The following is a 14955-nucleotide window of genomic DNA, read 5'->3' as shown; positions in this document are numbered from 1 at the left end:
TTAAAAGACGAACGATTTAGATCCGCCAGTGCTGAGTGTTGCTGGGTAACCGACTTGTAAGCACAGCTGAGTGTCTTGATCCCCTGCCGTGGGATCGTTTTGGCTCAAGGGCTAATCATGACGAGCAGCACGGAAGCCGCATCGAAGACCGCCATGCAGCGGTTTCTCGACGGTGTCGAACGAGTGGGGAACATGGTTCCCCATCCCGTGGTCATTTTCCTGATCCTCATCGCTATCGTCGTCGTGCTCTCCGCCCTGCTCAGCCTGTTCGGAGCGGCCATCTCCTACGAACGCATCAACCCGGACACGCACCAGGTCGAGACCGCGACCACGGAGATCCGCAGCCTGCTCAACACCGACGGCATCCGCTTCATCTACGCGTCGCTGATCCCGAACTTCATGAGCTTCACCGCGGTCGGGCTCATGATCGCCGCGATGATCGGCGCCGGGGTGGCGGAAGAATCCGGTCTCGTCACCGCGCTGATCCGCAAGCTCGTCATCGTATCGCCGCACTGGGCGCTGACCTATATCCTGTCCTTCGTCGGCATCATCTCCAGCATCGCCGCCGATGCCGGCTATCTGGTCCTGATCCCGCTCGCCGGCATCGCTTATCTGGCGGTTGGACGGAATCCGCTCGCCGGCCTCGCGCTTGGCTTTGCTGCCGTGGCCGCCGCCTTTACCGTCAACATGCTGATCAAGCCGCTCGACGCCGTGCTCGTCGAATTCACCAACGACGCAGCTCATCTCGTCGATCCCAACCGTTCCATCGGCCTCACCGCGAATGTGTGGTTTTCCTTCGCCTCGGTGCTGTTCCTCACCGTTGTCATCGCCTTCATCACCGACCGCGTGATCGCGCCCCGCCTGGGGGCCTACGATCCGAATCTCGCGGCGGAAGGAACCACGACCGAGCAGGGCGCCGTCCTGTCGGAGCAGGAGTCGCGCGGCCTGCGTTTCGCCGGCTTTGGACTGCTCGGACTGATCGCGGTCTTCTGCCTCCTGACCCTTCCTTCGGGGGCACCGTTGCGCAATTCCGACACCGGGGAGCTCATCGGCAACTCGCCGTTCATGAACGGGCTGATCGCGCTGATCATGCTGACGTTCCTCGTCACGGGCTGGACCTACGGCATCGGCGCCGGCACGCTGAAGACGCTGCCCGAGGTGATCGCGGCGATCGAGAAGTCGATCAGGAATCTCGGCGGCACGATCTTCCTGTTCTTCGTCCTGAGCCAGTTCGTCGCTTATTTCACCTACACCAACATGGGCACGGTGATGGCGCTCAGCCTGTCGGGGGCTCTGCAGGCCGCCAATATCGGCGCGCTGCCGCTGCTGCTCGGCTTCATTGTCGTCGTCGCGATCATCGACCTGCTGCTGACCGGCGCCATCGCCAAATGGGCGATCTTCGCTCCGGTCTTCGTGCCATTGCTCATGAAGCTCGGGGTCGAGCCGGAAGCAGTGCTCGCAGCCTATCGCGTTGGTGACTCGCCGATGAATGCGATCACGCCGCTGAACGCCTATTTCGCGCTCGTTGTCGGCTTCGCACAAAAGTACGACCGGTTCGCAGGCGTCGGCACTGTCGTATCGCTGATGCTTCCTTATGTCGTGTGGATCTTCATTCTCTGGACTGCCCTCTTCGCCATCTGGCAGATGCTCGGGCTCCCATGGGGACTATGAGCCGATGCCAAGGGCCGACCGGCCCCTGTCGGAGCAAGGCAACCGCAAGCAACGGAATAAGACGATGAGCAGCACTGCGATTCCCCTTGATGTCGCCGCCGCGGAGGATCACCTGATGCGGTTTTTATCGGTCGAGGGCGTCACCGGACAGGAGGCCGCCATCGCGGCGGCCGTTTCCGACACGCTCAAGACGGCCGGCGTGCCGGCGTCCGCAATCCGCTTCGACGAAGCGCACAGGCGCATTCCCGTCCCGACGGAAACCGGCAACCTGATCGTCGATCTGCCCGGAACGCGGCCGGGAGCGCGGCTGCTGTTCTCGACCCATCTCGACACCGTGCCGCTCTGCGCCGGCGCCAAGCCGAGGCGCGAGGGCGACCGGATCGTCGGGGATGGCACGACGGCGCTTGGCGGCGACAATCGCACGGGTTGCGCCATTCTCGTCGTCCTCGCGGAGACGCTCCTGAAGCATGACCTGCCGCACCCGCCGATCACGCTGCTCTTCACGGTCCGCGAGGAGAGCGGCCTGCACGGCGCACGCGAGCTCGATCCCGCCGATCTCGGCGGCGCCGTAATGTGCATCAACGTCGATGGCCAGGACCCGTCGGATCTGATCGTCGGGGCGGTCGGCCAGGAGAATTGGGAGGTCGAGATCACCGGCAAGGCCTCGCATGCGGGCGTCGCGCCCGAGAAGGGCATTTCCGCGACCCTGGTCGGATCCGTCGCTCTCGCCGAGGCGAAGCGCGACGGCTGGTTCGGCAAGGTGGCGAAGGCCGGCGGCCGCGGCACCAGCAATGTCGGCATCTTCGGCGGCAAGGACGGCAAGGCTGCCGGCGATGCCACCAATGTCGTGACCGATTACGTCTTCATCAAGGGCGAGGCGCGAAGCCCGACATCCGCCTTCGCCGAGGCGATCGCGAAGGGCTTCGAACAGGCCTTTCAGAAGGCTAGGGGAGAGGTGAAGGATGATGAAGGCGAGATGGCCAAGGTCACCTTCACGCATACCCCGTCCTACCCGCCGTTCAATCTGGACGAGACGTCGCCCGTGGTGCAGCGCGCGACGAGGGCGATGACCATGCTCGGCCTCAAGCCCAATTATCTGTTCTCGAACGGCGGCCTCGATGCCAATTGGCTCGACAAGCACGGTGTCCCCACCGTCACCATCGGCGCCGGCCAGGCGGAGATCCATACGATCAAGGAATACGTCAACCTGCCGGAATTCGCGACCGGGTGCCGCCTCGCGCTGCTGTTGGCCACAATCGACGACTAGGTGGGCGTCCACATCAAGCCATTCGACCCGGACGCCGTTCGCCGGTTCATGCTCCGAATATTCTCTGCAATGTTTTTCGGTGACGCGTCCAGACGGTCTCATGAGGAGATGAGCGATTGAGTCCCTTAGCTTATATCGCCACCATCATCGCTGCCGTCGTCGTCCTGTTCATTTGGAACAAGCTGCCGGTCGTCATCGTCGCCATGGCGACAGCGTTGGCATTGTGGGCGACGCAGGTTCTCACTCTGGGCCAGGCATTGAGCGGTTTCGGCGACCCGGCCGTCATCTTCATCGCCTGCCTCTTCATCGTCAGCGCCGGTCTCGAGACCACCGGCGTCACGGCCTGGGCCGGTCAACTTCTGATCCGGGGTGCGGGGGCGGAGAGCCGGACGCGCCTTCTTCTTCTCACCATGAGCCTCGTGGCCGTGCTGACCGCCATGATCAGCGTCAACGGGGCAGTTGCCGCTCTGCTGCCTGTCGTGGTCGTCATGGCGGTTCGTCTCAAGCGGAAATCGTCGCAGCTCTTGATGCCGCTCGTCTTTTCCGCCCATGCGGGATCGATGCTTGCGCTGACCGGCACGCCGGTGAACGTCCTCGTCTCGGAGGCTGGATTCGAGGCTGGCGTCGGTGAGTTCGGTTTCTTCGAGTTTGCCCTCGTGGGCATTCCTCTGCTCGCTGGCACGATGGCGATCATCGTCCTTTTCGGCGAACGTCTTCTCCCCCAGCGCAACGGTGCCAAGATGCCGGCCGATCTCAGTCGTCATGCCAAGACGCTGGTGGAGCAATACGGTCTCGCCGACGGCATTTTCCAGATGCGGGTGCGCGCGACCTCGCCCTATGTGGGTCTTTCCCCGTCCGACATCGATCTCTCGTCCTTTCCGGGCGTACAGCTCGTCGCCGTCCAGGAGGGCGAGAGCGCCGCTCCGCTTCGCCGGACCTTGATGGATGGCGATCACATGCTGTTGCGTGGAAGTGCCGAGGCGGCAGCATCGCTCGCTGCGCAGATGCATCTGTCGTTTCGTGAGGATGCGCCTTCCGGCCAAGGCGAAGAAACCCTGTTCAACCGCCGTTCCGGTCTGGCCGAAGTCGTGATCCCGCCCCGCTCGGGTCTCGTCGGGCAAACAGTGTTTCCGGGAATGGTTACCGATAGCGGCGATCTCATCGTTCTCGCGATGCAACGGGCCGGAGCCAAGATCGATAGCGGCAATCCGAAGTCCGACCGGAGTGGCATCGCGTTGCGTGCGGGCGACACTATGCTGCTTCAGGGAACCTGGAAGGCTCTCGATCTTCATCTCAGCGATCCGGATGTGCTGGTGGTGAACTCGCCCGAGCTCGTGCGACGCCAGGCCGTGCCCCTTGGACCGGGAGCATATCAGGCGATCGCTGTCCTGATGGGCATGGTCATTCTGCTTGCGACCGGCCTCGTGCCACCGGCCGTGGCCGGTCTCCTCGCCGCGGGTGCCATCGTCCTTTCGCGCATCCTGACTGTCGAGCAATCCTATCGCGCCGTCGATTGGACGACGGTAATTCTCGTCGGCGCCTTGATGCCGCTGTCGATAGCAATGGTGGAGACAGGAGCAGCCCAGCTTATGGCCGAAGGACTCGTCTACGTGATCGGCAATGCCGGACCCTATGCCTTGCTCGCTGGTCTCTTCATGCTCACCGCGATCCTTGGCCAGCTGATCAGCAACACCGCGACCGCGCTGATCGTCATCCCCATCGGTGTTGCAGCCGCGACAAGCATGGGGATCTCGCCCCGTCCCGTTCTCATGAGCACCGCTGTGGCCGCGGCTGGAGCTTTCTTAACTCCCATCGCAACGCCCACGAACCTGATGGTCATGGGCCCGGGAGGTTATGCGTTCGGCGATTACTGGAAGCTGGGACTGCCTCTGCTCATCTGGTTCTTCGTCGTATCGGTCTTCCTCGTGCCATTGATCTGGCGGTTCTAACCGGCTCTTTGACAGTCTATCGTCAGCTCGTCCGCACCTTCCAGGCGAGATAGGCGATGGCCGTACCGACGCTGATCAGATTGAGACCAAGCAGAAATCCCAGCAGCCATACGGATGTCACTGGCAGATAGGCCCAGAGCACGAGAGACAGCAGGATGCCGACCATGCCGCTTCCCAGCACCCAGCCCCAATTGGGGAACGGCCGGATGGTCAAGGCGAAGACGACCTTCGAAATGCCTTCCATCATGAAGAAGACGATGAGGAGAAGCGTGATCGTCGCCATTCCCTGCGCCGGGTCACGCAAGAAGAGGAAGCCGATCAGCATGGCAAGGCAGATGGAGATGAGCTGCAGCCAGAAATGCGGTACGTGCCGCGCACTGATGAGACTGAGCCCCTGCACCAGGCCGCTGATCACCAGCAGCCAGCCGAGAAGCACGACGACTGCCGTCGAGGAAAACACCGGATAGATAATCGCCAGAAACCCGGCGGCGATCAGAAGCAGCCCCTCGACAAGGTACCACAGCGAGTAACGCTTGACGGCGTCGCGCATCGCTTCGCGAAACACCTCCGCTGCAGCATCCAACGATATCGCCATGGAACCCTCCTCTATCGAAGACCCTCGCCACCATCCGCCTTCAATATAATCCTCATTCGATCAAACGCATCGTGAAATAACGATGTGCAAGAAAGGCCTGAATGGTCGCATCGGCCGACGAGGTCCATCGGGTCTAACCCCGAGCCGGGACCGGGATTGTCATGAGGCCGGGCTGAAATTCCACCCGAACCTGGATCGGGAAGCCGTCGCCGACAGATAAAACCCGGTCACGTCCTGCTTGTCGCCGACCCGTGAGATCCCGCTTTATACCGCCGGAAACAGGGGATTCACCGGATGGTCAAAAGCAAACGGGCGGTTGAAGCTGTGTCTCATTCTGGTCCCATAGCGAGCCTACGTTGTGAAACACGGGAGGGAAGTGCGATGAGGAAGATCATGTCAGCCGTCGCGGCGGGTGCGGTGGTGCTTTCCATGGCCGCTTGCAACACCTCGGGCGAACGCGCTGCTGGCGGCGCAGTCGTCGGCGGCCTCGCCGGCGCCGCGGTCGGCGGAGCGGCCACAGGCCGGACGAGCGGAGCCTTGGCTGGAGCAGCGGTCGGCGCGGCCGGCGGCGCTGTCGTCGGCGCCGCGACCGCCCCACGCAGCCCCTGTCCGCGAGGCACCTTTCGGGATGCCGCCGGCAACCTGTATTGCCGATAACGGTATAGAGCCTAAGACCGGCTTCTCTCCGGCGTCCTCACGCGGTGCCACGCCCGCCGATGAGGCGTGAGGAGTTTTGCATCTGCGAGGCTGGACCGGATCCATTCCCCTGACAGAATGTTGTGCCTGCAGGGGAGCACTGGAGACTGGAGAGCCGGTCGCGATGGAGATTGCATTCGCCTTTCGGGTCGATCCCTCCGACGACGCCGAGCGGCCGGGCGCCTATGCGGCCTTTCCCTATGACCGCGATCTCGTGCGGCGGTTCCGCGAGCGCTTTCCGCGCGCCCGGTGGCGGGGAGCGGAACAGCGCTGGTTCGTGCGGGGAACCACCGCCGTGCAGCGGCTCGAGGCGTGGATGGCGCAGGAGCTGGAGACCCTCGATCGCCACGCCGATGCCAAGGGGCGGGACGCATACATCTTCGATCCTCTGGAGAGTCCCTATCTGACCGTCGCCGACGACCTGAAGGTGCGCACGCCCTATTCACGCACGGTCGTCGAGGCACTGCGCCAGATCCCCTGGGCCCATTGGGATTCCGAGGAGAGGATCTGGCGCGTGCCGTTCCGCTCCTACGAGGAGCTGAAGGCGCGCTGGCCCGAGATCGAGGAGGCGGCGCAGCGCAACGAGCCCGAGGCTCGGAAGAGACGGCGTGAAGAACGCAAGGCGGCCGTGCCGGAGGAGACAAGCCGGGTCCAGGCCGAACGCCGCCGCAGGCGCTATCCGGTGCCGGGCGACGATCTTCCGCCGCTTGGCTTCCCGTTGGCGACCCTCCAATGGGGCGTCGTGGTCTTCGAGGAGATCGAGAGCGACCTCATCGACGATCCGGCAGCTGGAGAGGTCTACCCGCAGATCGAGACGGACATGTCCCGCTACGTGTGGGCGCGATGGCGGATGCCGGCACTGCCGGAGATCTACCGGACCCGGCCCGTCCGCAGCGACGGCGACCCGGATCTCAGGTCCAACCGGGGTTGGTGGTGGCCGAGCCGGGATGAATTGCAGGAGAGAGCGCGCAAGCTGCGCGAGATCGAGCGGGCGCAGCGCTCGCGGCATCCGGCACGCAAGGCCTCTGCCGAAGCATGAGGATTGACCGGAGCCGGCACAAAAAATCCGGGCACGAGGCCCGGATTTTCGGATGGCTCATTGTTTAAAACGGGATGTCGTCGTCGAAATCGCCGTGGCGGGAGGATCCTGCCGGCTCGGGCCGGCGCTCCATCGGGGAGGAGCGTCCGAAATCGCCGCCGCGTGCGATCTGGCCTTGCTCCTCGTCGCCGTACTCCGACGCGCCGCCACCGCCGCCGCGGCTGTCCAGGATCGTCAGCTCGCCGCGGAAACGCTGCAGCACCACCTCGGTCGAATACTTCTCGACCCCGCTCTGGTCCTGCCACTTGCGCGTCTGCAGCTGGCCCTCGATGTACACCTTCGAGCCCTTCTTCAGATACTGCTCCGCCACACGCCCGAGGTTCTCGTTGAAGATCACCACCGAGTGCCACTCAGTCTTCTCCTTGCGCTCGCCCGTGCCCTTGTCCTTCCAGGTCTCGGACGTGGCAATGCGCAGGTTCACCACCGGCTCCCCGTTCGACAGCCGGCGCACCTCAGGGTCCCGCCCCAGATTGCCGACCAATATCACCTTGTTCACACTGCCAGCCATAGCGGCCTCTCCACTTCATCTCTCCTGAACGGCCGAGGCATTCTGGACGCCCCCGTTTTCAGGTCGGTTGCACACTCCTGCCCATGGCGGGCATCACCTATTGTTCTATCTTTGTTCCACGTGAAACACAAGAGCCCGGGGGCTTCCGGAGGGATTGTGGGCTGGGTGCTTGCATTGCCGGAGAACCGGGATTGGAGTTAAAGATTGAGGCTTAGCGCATCGTGCGGAAAAGTGGATCCGGTTTTCCGCGTTCAACGATGCGCCAGCCAAGGGAAGGAGCATCGGATTTGATCCCAAAAGTGGGTCCACCTTTGGGTCCGATGCTCTAGCTTCGGGGGCTGCCATGGCCGAGAAGACATTGGATGAGGCGGCAGTCGCGGCCGCCTGGAACCGCAATGCCGCTTTCTGGACGGAGGAAGTGCGGTCAGGCTTCGACTTCTATCGCGAGCTTTATACGTTTCCCGCTTTCCTAGATTTCATGCCGGACATCGCAGGGCGGCGGGTCATCGATCTGGGTTGCGGCGAGGGCTCCAATACACGCCGCTTCGCAAAGCTTGGGGGCTCGATGACCGGCGTCGACATCTCGGCCGAGATGATCGCGCGAGCCTGGCAGAGGGAGGAAGAGGAACCTCTCGGCATTGCTTACCATATCAGCTCCTTCAGTGACCTCTCGTCCTTCGCGGACGCGCAGTTTGATTGCGCGCTGTCCACGCTGGCGCTCATGGATGGGCCTGACCTGCCGGCTGCGATTCAGGCCTGCTCCCGCGTGCTTAGACCCGGTGGCAGTCTGTGTTTCAGCGTGCTGCACCCTTGCTTCATCACGCCTGCAATCCGATGGCTGAACGACGGGGAGGGCAACCATGTCGGACTCCGCATCGGCCGGTATTTCGAGAAGGAGCCCTTCGTGGAATATTGGCGTTTCGGCCGACGTCCTCACACGGCCGAACTTCCGGCCTGCGATCAGCCGTTCGAAGTGCCGCGATTCCCGCGAACCCTCTCCGACTATATCAATGCCGTCAGCGAGGCAGGATTTAAGATTGTGAAGATTGCGGAGCCGCGGCCTAGCGAGGAGATGGCCCGCGCGCACGATTGGCTGAACCGCTGGTACCGCCATGCGCCGCTGGTGTTGTTCTGCTTGGCTGAGAAGATGTAACGCCGACAAACAAAAATAGCGGTGACAGGATCACCGCTATTCGAAAGCAAGAGCTGCTCAGGTAAGCATCACTCGGCAGCCTGCAGATACACCACCTTCGACTGCTCGCCCTGAACCTCGCGCAGGGTGCGCGCCATGTAGGTGAGTTGCTCGATGGCTCTGTCGAGATCGAGCTTGGTGCCGTCTTCGAGGTCGTAAGCCTGCCGTCCCCGGTAGAGCCTGTTGACCTGGCTTTCCATCTCGGCAGTCGCCTCGCGGATGCGGTGGACGAGGTTGTCCGCAATCACGTTGGCGTTGTCGTCGACAACGCAGAAACCGACATCGCTTGCGCGGAGCTTGGCCATGGGTCGATACCTCTTCTTGTTGTTCGTGTCAGGCAACCGCTCGTTCGGCCTGCAGCGCGTAGACGCCGAGCCGGCGGGCGAGGGAATGTTTCGTCACCGGTCCGATTCCAGGCAGCGTCGCGAGATAGTGCAGCTTGTCCGCACTGGCCTTGTAGTCTTCGAACAGGCTTTCGCGCTCGCGCCAGATCGTATCGATGGCCTCGGCCTTCGCCGGATGACGGAAGCCGACCCGGGCCGTCGAGCCGCAATCGAGCGCGCGCATGCAGCGCTCGAAGGTGCGGCGGCCGATGGCCGGCGTGACGCTGGCATGGCAGATCGTCTCGATCACCTGCTGCGCGAATTCGTCCGCCGTCTCGGGTGCGATGTTCTCCGCTTCCGAGAGATCGTTCCGAAAGGCATTCGCCTCGTAGCGCATCGTCTCCTCAAGGCCGAAGCTCGGCATAGTCCTCACCGTAGTGTCAAGGCCGCCTGAAGCAGCCGGACAAGCGTCGTTCCGGTTTCGCGAATCCGCTGCGGCGCCCGCCAGGGAAGGGCGGGATCTTGCAGGGGACCCATGCGGTCGGAACGGTTACGCGGGGTTGTCGAAAACGGGCGCGCGCCCGTTTTCGAGCGGATGCGCCACACATCGTCCGAGCCCTGAAAACCTTGACCGTTCAAGGATTTCTGCGCGGAGCGCGGTTCGATGAAGATGGGGATTTCCCTCTTCGGATGCAAGACGCCCGGGACTGGCGGGACGGTGCGATAAGCGGGCTTGGCGGCCTGTGGCCACGGCGCGATTTCGGAGCGCGCGACCTTCAGCGTTTGCGCAAGCTCCGCACCAGTCGCGACCCCGTAGAGGGAGGCTGCGCGGGAGAAGGCCTCGGTGAAGGATTTCATTGCGCACCAGCTCTTCTCGGCCATGTGCAACGGCCAAGCCCAGAGCCCGTCCTCCCGGCGCTGGCCGAGACTGTCGCGCTCGATGAAATAGCCGGTTTGCTTGTGCTCGAGGCCGCTCTCGGTCACGAGCCAGTCCTCGTTCTCGAAAATCGGGCACTCATCCGTCATGGCGGTCATCGGGTATCCTTTGCGGTCGGGCGCGGCTGCCCTAATGGCGTCACATCCAAGACGCATACAAAGGATGCGAACAAATCAAGAACATAGCCTCAACCGCCTCTGTGTCAAGCAAAGACCGCGTGTCGAGACTGTAATCTTGGAGTAACCGATACTATGTGGAGGGTCCGATGCCGGCATTGAAGAGATTGCCTCCGATCCGGTCCAAAAAGAGGCGAAGTCATTGCGACGAAATACCGCTCGCGATAACTGAAGCTCGACCATTGCAACCCAGCGGATTCGCCACGCCATGACCAGCCTGACACGCCTCGAAACGGACCAGCTGCGCCGCCTCGAGGAGATGCGCAAAACCTTCGACAGGCTGCGGGCCGAGCGGATCCGCGCCGAGGGCGAGGTCGAGCGTCTGACACGCGACCTCGAGGAAGCACGCGCCTTGGCGCTGTCCGAACTGGGCACCGACGACGCAGGGCAGATCCAGGCCTTGATCGAGGACGCCCAGGCGAAGAACGCCAGGCTTGCCGAGGAATTCGATGCCGCCCTGCGCGAGGTCGAAGCCCGTCTCAAGCAGCTCGGAGACGAGCGGTGATCGTGCAGGCCGTCGATCACGCTGTGGCGCGGGCGGAAGCCGCTCTTGCGCGGCTCGAAGGACGGCGCGATGCCGTTGCAGCCCGCATCGCGGAGCTGACGCGCGACGTCGAACTCGCCAAGGGGCGCCTGGTTGTCAAGGACGAGGTCGAGACCTTCATCGAGGCGGTGCACGGCTCGGCCAGCCGGCGAAGCCTGTCCGCCTTCGAGACGCTGCTGACGGCGCTCGTGCAGGAGGTTCTGCCGGGCGAGAAGCCCGTGGCCCTGGACCTGTCGACGGAGCGCGGCCTTGCCTCGCTCGATGTCTGCGTGCGGCGCCCGGACGGAACGCTGGAAGACGTGCTCGAGGACAATGGCGGCGCACTGACGAACGTGGTCGGCATGGCGCTGCGGCTGATTGCCGTCGTGAAGGCCGACGTCGCCCGCTTTCTCGCTCTCGACGAAGCGGATTGCTGGATCGCGCCGGATCGCGTCTCGTCCTTCTATCGGGTGCTGGAGGACGGAGCGGCGCGCCTCGGCGTGCAATGCCTCGCCGTCTCGCATCATGACCTGTCGCAGTTCTCGGGCACGTTCCACATCGCCCGCATCGCCGGCGAACCGGCTTCAGGCGTCGAGGTGCAATCTTCCGATCCGAGCGCGGCTTGGGACGATGCGCAGCCCGGCCTGCGTTTCATCCGGCTCGTCAATGTGCAGGCCTATCAGGATGCGACGCTGCGCCTGAGTCCGGGCGTCAACGCGCTCATCGGCCCCAACAACCGCGGCAAGTCCACCTTCATCCGCGCCCTGCGCGCCGTGTTCTACGGTGAGGCGCGGGATAGCCTCGTGCGCGCAGGCGCGAAGGCCGCCCTAGTCGAGATCGGCGTTGCCGGCAACAGGATCTTGCGCTTCACGCGCCAGCCCCGCCGCTCGCCGGTCAACATCTGGTCGCTGCATGAGGCGGACGGCGCCATCGTCGAGAAAGCGGGGATGCGCTACGAGACTGGCGGGCGCGCGGTGCCGGATTGGGTGGCCGATCTCATCCGCATCCGCAAGGTCGAGGACCTCGACGTTCACATCGCGCATCAGAAGTTTCCTGTCTTCCTGCTCGGCGAAACGCCGTCCCGGCGCTCCGCCGTTCTGTCCATCGGGCAGGAGGCGGGCTATATCCGGGACATGCTCGTGATCCATCGCGAGCGCTGCCGGCGCGACAACGACCTCGTGCGCAACGGCGAGCGCGAATTGATCGCGCTTGGCGAGACGTTGGACGGATTGCGGGAGCTCGATCGGCTCAAGGAGAAGCTTTCAGTTGCTCGCGAAAGGTCGAAGGATCTCAAAAGCTCTGCCGCTCATCTGGATAAGCTGCGGCACGGCGCATCGCTGCTTGCCGACCTCGGATTCCGGCTGGACAAAGCGAAGAGGCGTGCCGCGATCACGGCAACTCTGCCCGCGGCCGAGCGGCTGGCCGACCTGACGCGGATGGTCGAGCGTTCGCGGGAGCGCGAGCGCGTGGGCCGGAATGTGATCCAGCTCAGCCGGCAGCTTGCCCGCAGCCACGCGCGGCTTGCTGCGCTGCAGGACATGCCGCAGGCCGTCCCGGTGCTTGACAACACCGCACCGGCACAAAGCACGCTGAAGCGCATCGACGATCTTCGCAAGGCGGCTGCGATTGCCCAAAGCCGCATCGCAACGATCGATGAAGGCCTGATAGCGATCCGATCTGAGATGGAGCGTTTCATCGCTGAGACGGGCGGGATCTGCCCCACCTGCGGCTCGCCGGTGAGACCCGAGACCTTGCTCGATCAGCATGCCCATTCCTCTCAATCCACTGTGCCCTCGGAGCGGCTGACCGCATGATCCTGTCCGGAGATCGTCTTCCCTCTGTTGCGTGCAACGGCGTCCTCGTGATCGGGGATCCGCATGTGGGTTCGAGGCGCCCGGGCCGGCGCAAGGATGTGGTCTGGCCGCAAGCGGTGCTCGGCAAGCTGGAGCGCTGCGTCGCCATCGCCAACGAGCGGCAGCTCGCGGTCGTGATCCTCGGCGATCTCTTCGACCGGCCGGTCGAGACCGACGTGGCGCTCAAGAACCAGCTCATCCGCGTTCTGAAGGGTTTCCACCACCGGCCTATCGTCAATGTGGGCAACCACGACATTCAGCATACGATGCTGACCGATGGCGACTCACTCGCCCTTCTAGGGCTATGCGACGTGGTCGACGTGGTCGCGGCCTCGTCGCCGGTGACCGAGATCCAGGTTGGTTCAAGGCGCATCGGCGTCGGCATGACGCCCTACGGCCAGGCCATTCCTACCGATGCGCGCGGCTCGTTCTCGGGAGTCGATCTCCACGCCTGGTTCACCCATCACGACATCGCCTTCGACGGCGGCTATCCCGGTGCCGTGCCGCCCTTCGCGGTCGAGGGCTGCGACCTTCTCGTCAACGGGCACATCCACAAGACGCAGAAGTCGGTTCTGGCAGGTCGCACGCGCTGGATGAATCCCGGCACCATCACCCGCCAGTCCGTCGATCTCGTGGATCATGTGCCGCGGGCCTGGATCCTCGACGAGGGCGGTGCCTTGGAGCCGCAGGCTCTGCCGTTCGAGAGCAATGTCTTCGATCTCACCGGGCGCGTGGTCGATGCAGCCGACGGGTCCGTCGTGGCGCGCGAGGTCGAGAGTGCCTTCGTCACGCTGCTGCAGGCGGAATCCGCGACCGAGCTCAAGCGCAGCGGCGACGGCTCCATCATTCGCGACGAGATCGAGGCGAAATTCGCGGCCGACGAAACCTCGGATGCCGTGCGCGCCATCGTGCGCTCGCTCCTCGGCGAGGCGGTGGAGCGCCACGCGACCTAGAGCATTTTTCGGCGAAGTGGATCCGGTTCGTCGTCAAAAAATGCGGCAAACCAAAGAAGAGGAGGTGATTCCACGCCAGTGGAAACAGCTCTAGAGCATCGGACCCAAAAGTGGACCCACTTTTGGGATCGATTCCGATGCTCCTTCTCTTGGCTGGCGCATCGTTCGGGGCGGAAAACCGGATCCACTTTTCCGCACGATGCGCTAGTCTTAGAACGCGAACGGGTCGGAATAGGGCAGGCGCCGCCGGCGCACCTGCGTCTCCGGCAGGATCGGGCGGCCGATATCGACGGCGACCAGTCCTTCGCAGGCGAGCGCCAGCACGGCAGCGACGCCGTCCTGCGTGTTCATGACGGCGCTGGCACAATCCACCAGCCGCATGGCGCCAACCTCGTCGAGCTGATGCAGGATGCGCACCCGGTCGCCGGCGGAGACGGGCGTGCGCCTGCAGGCCATGATGAGGCGCGTGGTGGTAAAGCGCGGCTCGGCCCGGATGCTCGCAGCGGTTTCGATCATGAAGGGCCGTCCGTCTTCTGCAGCGATGCTGTGGATCGCTGCTGCGCGCAGAGGATGGCTGAGCAGGTCCTCGTCGCTCACCACATCCACCAGGCAGGCTGCGCCGTCGCGCACGATCTCGAAATCGGCGACATGCTCGATCGTCTCGTCGCCGATGGCGAAGCGGGCCGGATCGGCCGGTGCGCGCAGGGACTCGATCTCCGCATCGAGCTCGCAGGCTGCCAGGAAATCCGCGATCAGGGCGTTGCGCGTGAGCGGGGTCGACGGGCGCTTCGCCGCCCGGCGGGAGCCCGTGCGGCGGGCGGGGCGCCGATCCGACAGATCGAGGAGCGCTTGCGCGGACATCAGGTCCTCCAGCGTGGTGTTCAGACGATGGGCGGGCCGGAATCCCGGCAGAAAGCAGCCCAATGGCGAATGAGAACATATATAGAACATAAAGTCGTCGGTCAAATTCGGGCCTGTGTGGGTCCCAAGCAGCGCGGCCGATTGCCTATGGCTCCGCTTCAAAGCCGTTGAGACAAAACAACGCATCATTTAAGATATTGAAAATAAATGGTTTATGGGCGCACTGGCGAAGGTCGGAAGTGGACCGGAATGGTGAAATTTGGTATAGAACAAATAACGAACGCGCCTGTCGAATCTCGCGATTGAAGAAGAGCGTGAACCGGATTGCGGGCTCCTGTGAAAGTTAGGATCG

15 protein-coding genes are annotated in these 14955 nt (G+C 63.6%); 9 read left to right on the top strand and 6 right to left on the bottom strand.

Translation table 11 applies throughout. From position 1 onward, the window contains the following. Positions 1-117 precede the first annotated feature (117 nt). From BB934_RS07950 to BB934_RS07940, 3 genes are all read left to right on the top strand, one after another. Positions 118-1671 (top strand): AbgT family transporter, encoded by a 1554-nt coding sequence (locus BB934_RS07950; protein WP_099509148.1) that lies wholly within the window; start codon positions 118-120, stop codon positions 1669-1671. Positions 1672-1735: 64 nt separating this feature from the next. Beyond that, positions 1736-2938, top strand: a complete 1203-nt coding sequence (locus BB934_RS07945; protein ID WP_099512693.1) for a M20/M25/M40 family metallo-hydrolase — start codon at positions 1736-1738, stop codon at positions 2936-2938. A 116-nt stretch (positions 2939-3054) separates the two neighbouring features. Further along, on the top strand, positions 3055-4887 hold the full coding sequence (locus BB934_RS07940) for an SLC13 family permease (RefSeq protein ID WP_099509147.1): 1833 nt from the start codon (positions 3055-3057) through the stop codon (positions 4885-4887). A gap of 22 nt (positions 4888-4909) precedes the next feature. On the opposite strand, the gene BB934_RS07935 is transcribed toward BB934_RS07940, so the two are convergent. Next, on the bottom strand, positions 4910-5482 hold the full coding sequence (locus tag BB934_RS07935; protein ID WP_099509146.1) for an HdeD family acid-resistance protein: 573 nt from the start codon (positions 5480-5482) through the stop codon (positions 4910-4912). A gap of 381 nt (positions 5483-5863) precedes the next feature. Between BB934_RS07935 and BB934_RS07930 the strand changes: the two genes are divergently transcribed. Together BB934_RS07930 and BB934_RS07925 are read left to right on the top strand one after the other, a co-directional pair. Further along, the gene (locus BB934_RS07930) at positions 5864-6139 is read left to right on the top strand and encodes a glycine zipper domain-containing protein (protein ID WP_099509145.1); all 276 of its coding nucleotides are present in this window, start codon (positions 5864-5866) and stop codon (positions 6137-6139) included. Between the two features lie 163 nt (positions 6140-6302). Next, positions 6303-7217, top strand: coding sequence for a hypothetical protein (locus BB934_RS07925; protein WP_175608880.1), 915 nt, complete (start codon positions 6303-6305; stop codon positions 7215-7217). Positions 7218-7281: 64 nt separating this feature from the next. Here the strand turns inward: BB934_RS07925 and BB934_RS07920 are convergent, their stop codons facing one another. Beyond that, a complete protein-coding gene (locus BB934_RS07920; RefSeq protein ID WP_099509144.1) occupies positions 7282-7785 on the bottom strand; it encodes a single-stranded DNA-binding protein in 504 nt (167 codons plus the stop codon). A gap of 343 nt (positions 7786-8128) precedes the next feature. Here BB934_RS07920 and BB934_RS07915 point away from each other — a divergent pair, with 343 nt between their 5' ends. Beyond that, on the top strand, positions 8129-8938 hold the full coding sequence (locus BB934_RS07915) for a class I SAM-dependent methyltransferase (protein WP_099509143.1): 810 nt from the start codon (positions 8129-8131) through the stop codon (positions 8936-8938). A gap of 68 nt (positions 8939-9006) precedes the next feature. Here BB934_RS07915 and BB934_RS07910 read toward each other — a convergent pair whose 3' ends face one another. Genes BB934_RS07910 through BB934_RS07900 form a run of 3 tightly spaced genes read right to left on the bottom strand, consistent with a single transcriptional unit; the run spans position 9007 to position 10335 of the window. Next, positions 9007-9282, bottom strand: a complete 276-nt coding sequence (locus BB934_RS07910) for a hypothetical protein (RefSeq protein ID WP_099509142.1) — start codon at positions 9280-9282, stop codon at positions 9007-9009. Between the two features lie 28 nt (positions 9283-9310). Next, entirely contained in the window at positions 9311-9724 is a 414-nt protein-coding gene (locus BB934_RS07905; protein ID WP_099509141.1) for a hypothetical protein, read from the bottom strand. A gap of 5 nt (positions 9725-9729) precedes the next feature. Further along, a complete protein-coding gene (locus BB934_RS07900; RefSeq protein ID WP_099509140.1) occupies positions 9730-10335 on the bottom strand; it encodes a hypothetical protein in 606 nt (201 codons plus the stop codon). A 286-nt stretch (positions 10336-10621) separates the two neighbouring features. Here BB934_RS07900 and BB934_RS07895 point away from each other — a divergent pair, with 286 nt between their 5' ends. Genes BB934_RS07895 through BB934_RS07885 form a run of 3 tightly spaced genes read left to right on the top strand, consistent with a single transcriptional unit; the run spans position 10622 to position 13742 of the window. Next, a complete protein-coding gene (locus BB934_RS07895) occupies positions 10622-10918 on the top strand; it encodes a hypothetical protein (protein WP_099509139.1) in 297 nt (98 codons plus the stop codon). Further along, positions 10915-12750, top strand: a complete 1836-nt coding sequence (locus tag BB934_RS07890) for an AAA family ATPase (RefSeq protein WP_099509138.1) — start codon at positions 10915-10917, stop codon at positions 12748-12750. The genes BB934_RS07895 and BB934_RS07890 overlap by 4 nt, the downstream gene beginning before the upstream one ends. Further along, on the top strand, positions 12747-13742 hold the full coding sequence (locus BB934_RS07885; RefSeq protein WP_099509137.1) for a metallophosphoesterase family protein: 996 nt from the start codon (positions 12747-12749) through the stop codon (positions 13740-13742). Before BB934_RS07890 ends, BB934_RS07885 begins: the two co-directional genes overlap by 4 nt. 210 nt (positions 13743-13952) lie before the next feature. On the opposite strand, the gene BB934_RS07880 is transcribed toward BB934_RS07885, so the two are convergent. Beyond that, entirely contained in the window at positions 13953-14603 is a 651-nt protein-coding gene (locus tag BB934_RS07880) for a hypothetical protein (RefSeq protein WP_099509136.1), read from the bottom strand. Between the last annotated feature and the right edge of the window lie 352 nt (positions 14604-14955).

Source organism: Microvirga ossetica (genome assembly GCF_002741015.1).
Lineage (GTDB): Bacteria > Pseudomonadota > Alphaproteobacteria > Rhizobiales > Beijerinckiaceae > Microvirga > Microvirga ossetica.
Note: the sequence above shows the minus strand (reverse complement) of the source record. Positions and strands in the feature narration are given on the sequence as shown.